We start from the raw sequence: 2,317 nt of genomic DNA on the forward strand, positions 1-2,317 counted from the left end.
TCGATAAAGGCAATGCGGTTGCATCGCAAATCCTGAACGCGAACCCGAATGTGAAAGCGCTGCTGTGCGGCAACGACAACATGGCGATCGGCGCGGTATCGGCCGTGCGCGCAGCGGGCAAGGCAGGCAAGGTGCAGGTCGTGGGTTACGACAACATCAACGCCATCAAGCCGATGCTTGCCGATGGCCGCGTGCTCGCCACAGCCGACCAATACGCTGCAAAACAAGCGGTATTCGGTATCGATACTGCGCTGAAGGCGCTGTCGACGCATCAGAAGCAGTCGGACTTGTCGAGCGTTGTCGAGACGCCTGTCGACCTGGTCACAGGCAAGAAGTAACGCTCGCGTCACGCTTCACGAGTCATCGCCATCATGGCGAGCCGCAGGACAAACGTGTGTCCTGCGGCACGACTCCACGCCTTAACTGTCCCGACGCACCGCGCTCCGGATTCACCATCAAGCACCTTCCAGTCTTTCTAAAACGATGCCAAGTCCAATCGTCCCTTCCGCCGATGCGCCTCCGGTGCTGACCATACACGGCATTGGCAAGACTTATGTCGAGCCGGTGCTCATGGATGTGTCGCTGCATCTGCGTCCCGGCGAAGCGCTCGCGCTGACCGGCGAGAACGGCGCGGGCAAAAGCACGTTGTCGAAGATCATCAGCGGTCTCGTCACGCCGACCACCGGCTCCATGCAGCTTGCGGGCGCTGCGTACGCACCGGCAAGCCGTAGTGACGCCGAAGCGCTCGGCGTGCGCATGGTCATGCAGGAGCTGAACCTGCTGCCCACGCTGTCGGTCGCAGAAAACCTGTTCCTGAACCGCTTGCCTCAACGTGGCCTTGGCTGGATCGATCGCGCGAAGCTGCGTGAGGACGCACATCACGCCATGGCGCAGGTCGGTCTCGATGCAATCGATCCGGACACGCTCGTGGGCGAGCTGGGTATCGGTCATCAGCAGATGGTCGAGATCGCGCGCAACCTGATTGGCGATTGCCGCGTCCTGATCCTCGATGAACCCACCGCCATGCTGACAGCGCGTGAAGTCGACCTGTTGTTCGAGCAAGTCGACCGCCTGAAAGCGCGCGGTGTAGCGCTCGTGTATATCTCGCATCGGCTGGAAGAACTCGCGCGTGTGGCCGAACGTGCAGCGATCTTGCGCGACGGCCGACTCGTGCATGTTGACGCAATGCACAATCTGAGCAGCGACAAGATCGTCACGCTGATGGTCGGACGCGATATTGGCGAGCGCATCGATCTCGGCGAACGCCGTATCGGTACGACCGCGTTCAAGGTACAAGGCATGACGCGCGGCCACGCAGTGCGCGACGTATCGTTTGAAGTGAAGGCCGGCGAGATTTTTGGCATCAGCGGGCTGATCGGCGCGGGACGCACCGAACTCATGCGCCTGATCTATGGCGCGGATCGGGCGGACAGCGGCGAGGTTTTCGTTGCACGCCACGGCGGCACGCTCGCGAAAGTCAACGTCAAGTCGCCGTCCGATGCCGTGAACCAGGGTATCGCACTGATCACCGAAGACCGCAAGGGCGAAGGCCTGTTGCTGCCCCAACCTATCGCCGCGAATATCTCGCTTGGCAATATCGGCGCGGTATCCAGGCACGGGGTGGTCGACGCAAAACGCGAAAACGCACTGGCGCAAAAACAAATCACCGCGATGCGCATCCGTACATCGAGTGCGGCGCAGCCCGTGTCGGAACTCTCGGGCGGCAATCAGCAGAAGGTTGTGATCGGGCGCTGGCTCGCACGCGACTGCACGGTGCTGCTCTTCGACGAACCCACACGCGGTATCGACGTCGGGGCCAAGTTCGACATTTATGCATTGATGGGCGCGCAAGCCCGCGAAGGCCGCGCGCTGGTCGTGGTATCGAGCGATTTGCGCGAATTAATGCTCATTTGCGACCGCATCGGTGTAATGTCGGCGGGACGCATGACGGGCGTCTTCGAACGCGATAACTGGTCGCAGGATGCGCTGCTCGCGGCAGCGTTCGCGGGCTATGCCGGCCGCGATAAGATTCTCAGCGAACCTGCCGAGCCGGACACGCACGTACCAGACACAAGAAAGCCAGACGCACATATCACGGAGCACTAGGATGACAACTCAAACCACTACCCCGAAGACGCAGACGGAGCCGCCAAAAAGCGCAAAGCCGATCGGCACGCGGCTCGGGTTCTCGAATTACCTGGGCCTGCTCGGCGCGTTGATCGCGATGATCGCGCTGTTCTCCGTGCTGAGCTCGCACTTTCTCACCTACGATACCTTCAGCACGATCGCGAACCAGATTCCCGATCTCGTGGTGATG

The 2,317-nt window shown here is 61.2% G+C and carries 2 protein-coding genes and 1 pseudogene; all 3 read left to right on the forward strand.

Annotated features, from left to right (window positions below; all coding sequences use genetic code 11):
• A partial coding sequence (locus ACFFAR_RS31125; protein WP_375509217.1) for a substrate-binding domain-containing protein occupies positions 1–338 on the forward strand: 338 nt, incomplete at its 5' end.
• A gap of 145 nt (positions 339–483) precedes the next feature.
• Positions 484–2,106 carry a sugar ABC transporter ATP-binding protein gene (locus ACFFAR_RS31130; protein ID WP_062002042.1) on the forward strand — a complete coding sequence of 541 codons (1,623 nt, stop codon included), beginning with the start codon at positions 484–486 and terminating at the stop codon, positions 2,104–2,106.
• A 1-nt stretch (position 2,107) separates the two neighbouring features.
• A pseudogene (locus tag ACFFAR_RS31135) lies at positions 2,108–2,317 on the forward strand (ABC transporter permease); the annotation flags it as partial.

Source organism: uncultured Caballeronia sp., from assembly GCF_964243625.1.
Classification (GTDB): domain Bacteria; phylum Pseudomonadota; class Gammaproteobacteria; order Burkholderiales; family Burkholderiaceae; genus Caballeronia.

Bases quoted from the DNA above. Each gene is read 5' to 3' on its own strand.
- ACFFAR_RS31130 (WP_062002042.1), top strand. From the start codon at position 484: ATGCCAAGTCCAATCGTCCCTTCCGCCGATGCGCCTCCGGTGCTGACC.